The 2,996-nt window shown below is 65.9% G+C and carries 5 protein-coding genes and 1 pseudogene; 2 read left to right on the forward strand and 4 right to left on the reverse strand.

Translation table 11 applies throughout. The features are described 5' to 3' along the window. The 3 genes from A3736_RS01400 to A3736_RS01410 form a co-directional block, all read right to left on the reverse strand. Positions 1-322, reverse strand: a 322-nt coding sequence (locus A3736_RS01400; protein WP_156501915.1) for an AAA family ATPase, incomplete at its 3' end; no start/stop codon positions are given. Positions 323-370: 48 nt separating this feature from the next. Continuing rightward, complete coding sequence (gene hslV / locus A3736_RS01405) at positions 371-931, reverse strand: ATP-dependent protease subunit HslV (protein WP_067678311.1); 561 nt, start codon at positions 929-931, stop codon at positions 371-373. Between the two features lie 45 nt (positions 932-976). Further along, the gene (locus tag A3736_RS01410) at positions 977-1,468 is read right to left on the reverse strand and encodes an outer membrane protein assembly factor BamE (RefSeq protein WP_082851243.1); all 492 of its coding nucleotides are present in this window, start codon (positions 1,466-1,468) and stop codon (positions 977-979) included. Positions 1,469-1,659: 191 nt separating this feature from the next. On the opposite strand from A3736_RS01410, the gene A3736_RS01415 reads away from it, so the two are divergent. Beyond that, entirely contained in the window at positions 1,660-2,172 is a 513-nt protein-coding gene (locus A3736_RS01415; protein ID WP_067678314.1) for a ubiquinol-cytochrome C chaperone family protein, read from the forward strand. Beyond that, positions 2,169-2,705, forward strand: a complete 537-nt coding sequence (locus A3736_RS01420) for a DUF177 domain-containing protein (RefSeq protein WP_233999149.1) — start codon at positions 2,169-2,171, stop codon at positions 2,703-2,705. Before A3736_RS01415 ends, A3736_RS01420 begins: the two co-directional genes overlap by 4 nt. Positions 2,706-2,728: 23 nt before the next feature. On the opposite strand, the pseudogene A3736_RS01425 reads toward A3736_RS01420, so the two are convergent. Then, positions 2,729-2,996: pseudogene (locus A3736_RS01425) on the reverse strand (single-stranded DNA-binding protein); the annotation flags it as partial.

The following is a 2,996-nucleotide window of genomic DNA, read 5'->3' on the forward strand; positions in this document are numbered from 1 at the left end:
CTTCTTCGACCAAATCGCGCGCGATCTGTTCGACATCGCGGCCGACATAGCCGACCTCGGTGAACTTGGTCGCTTCCACCTTCACGAACGGCGCGTCGGCCAGCTTGGCGAGGCGGCGCGAGATCTCGGTCTTGCCGCAGCCGGTCGGCCCGATCATCAGGATGTTCTTGGGCGTAACCTCGTCGCGCAGGTCGGCGGCGAGGCGCTGGCGGCGCCAGCGATTGCGCAGCGCGACCGCAACGGCGCGCTTGGCATCCTTCTGGCCGATGATGTGCTCGTCCAGTGCGGCGACGATCGCCTTGGGGGTGAGGGAGTCAGACATAGATGTGAAAATTCCGATTGGTGCGGCCATTCGTGCGGGCGGGAAGACCTAGACCTCTTCCACCGTCACATTGCCATTGGTGAAGACGCAAATGTCGGCGGCGACCTGCATGGCCTTGCGCGCGATCGTTTCCGGATCGTCCTCGTATTCGGCGATCGCCTTGGCCGCGGCGAGCGCGTAATTGCCGCCCGATCCGATCGCGGTGATGCCGCCTTCGGGCTCCAGCACGTCGCCATTGCCGGTCAGGACCAGCAGATTGTCCTTGTCCGCGACGATCATCAGCGCTTCCAGATTGCGCAGATATTTGTCGGTGCGCCAATCCTTGGTCAGTTCGACCGCGGCGCGCAGCAGCTGGCCGCTATATTGCTCCAGCTTTTTCTCGAGGCGTTCGAACAGGGTGAAGGCATCGGCGGTCGCGCCCGCGAAACCGGCAACGACCGCATCGTCCTTGCCGATCCGGCGGACCTTACGGGCATTCGGCTTCATTACCGTATTGCCCATGGAGACCTGCCCGTCGCCCGCGACGACGATCCGATCGCCCTTGCGTACGCCGATTATGGTGGTGCCGTGCCACTGGGTTAGGCCGTGGCGGTTTTCGCTGTCACTCATGCGGCGCGATATGGGGCCGCGCCTGTTCGGTTCAAGAACGGCGTATCAGCCGCCCGGACCGCGCGGCGCTCCGCCGCCTGCACCCGGCGCACCGACCACGCCGATATTGCCGAACAGGTCTTCGAGGAAACCGCGCTCGCGGCCCAGAGTGGGCGTCGTGTCGCTTTCGGGCGAAAGATAGACGACCTGATCGATCCCCGACGTATCCGCCGACAGGACATTCCCGGTCTGATCGAAACGGATGGCGAGCACGCGATGCGCTTCGATCTGCGGGCGGACGAAGGGTTTGCGGCCCGTCGTGCTCGACACGTAATACCACGTCGGCTCGCCGAACTGGCTCATGAAGGTCGGGCGGCCCAAGGTGGCTTCGACCGAACGCTGGTTGTCGAGGCCGGGCTGGATCGCGTTCATGAGAGTGCTGTCGACGATATAGCCGCGGTTTTCGCGGATCGAGGTGCAGGCAGGCAGCACGGCGACCGCCCCTGCGAGAAGCGCGAGGCTGGCGATCTTGCGACCATAGGCACGGGTGGAAACCACAAAAACTCCATATCGTCTGGCGCGCCGGGCATAACGGCCGGGGCACCCTGAACCGGTGGCCCGCCTTAAGCGCCCGCGCCCGGGCTTGCAAATATTTGCGTGCTTGCGCTTGGAAGGCAGGGCTTGAATTGCCGCTGAACGCAGCCGACCTTGCCCTTTGCACCATGCCCTTCAGGAGCCCCGCCCCCCAGATGAGCCTATTCGACCGCCTGTTCCGCAAGCCGACCGACCCGCGCGAGGCGATGCGCCCCCTCTGGCATCGCACGATAGAAATCGCGCGCGAGCCTGAATGGTACCGGCATTGCGGCGTTGCCGACACGCTGGAAGGCCGCTTCGACATGGTGACCGCTGCGCTGGCGGTGGTGATGCTGCGTATGGAAGGCAATCCGGAGCTTGCGCCGCGCACCGCCTATCTCACCGAAATCTTCGTGGAGGATATGGACGGGCAATTGCGCCAATCGGGCGTAGGCGATCTGGTGGTGGGCAAGAAGATCGGCAAATTGATGAGCACGCTGGGCGGGCGGCTCGGCGCCTATCGCACCGGCTTTGCCGACAATGGCCCCACGCTCGAAGAGGCAGCGCGCCGCAATGTCACGCTGACCGACGATGCCCTGGCCCGCCAGTTCGCCGATCGGCTGCGCGCTCTGCGCCTGCGTCTCGACGCGACGAGCGCGGATGCGATGCTGGCGGGAGATATCGCGTGACCGCTATCGAGAACCGCGCTCCCGAAATGAGCCGGATCGTGAAAATCGACCGCCTCCCCGACGCTCCGTTGCGGATCGAGGCGAACGAAGACGAGCGCCGCAAGCTGGCCGGGCGGTTCGGCCTGCCCGCGCTGCACGCGCTGGTGGCCGAGATCGCGCTGGAAAGCGATGGAGAGGAAATCGCGGCGAAGGGGAATCTGACCGCGCGCTTCGACCAGGCCTGCGCGGTTTCGGGCGAGCCCTTCGCCAATCGCGTGGACGAGCCGGTCACCCTGCGTTTCGTGCCGCGATATTCCCACGCCGAGTCGGCGAGCGAGGAAGAGGAAATCGAATTGTCGGAGGATGATCTGGACGAGGTGCCCTTCGAAGGCCAATCCTTCGACTTAGGCGAGGCGATCGCGCAGAGCCTCGGCCTCGCCATCGATCCCTATGCGCGCGGACCGGAAGCCGATGCCGCGCGCGAGGATGCCGGGCTGGACGATCCCAAGACCGGCGGCGCATTCGCCGCGCTCGCCGCTCTCAAGAAGGACTGACGCCCCGGAATAGCTGGGCCCGTTTAGAACGGGATATCGTCGTCCAGATCGTCGTAATTGGAGCCGCCGCCCTGGCTTCCACCCGAGCCACCGCCCTGATTGCCGCCGGAGCCGCCACCATAGCCGCCGCCCGACTGGCCACCGCCGTAACCACCGCCAGATTGGCCGCCGCCATAGCCGCCCGATTGGCCACCGCCGCCGTAGCCGCCACCACCACCGCCGCCGCCGCCGCGCTGGCCGCCGCCGGGGCCGTCGAGCATGGTCAGCGTACCATCGAAGCCGCGCAGCACC

The sequence above is a fragment of the Erythrobacter sp. HI0063 genome (assembly GCF_001635685.1).
In the GTDB taxonomy this organism is placed as follows: Bacteria; Pseudomonadota; Alphaproteobacteria; order Sphingomonadales; family Sphingomonadaceae; genus Qipengyuania.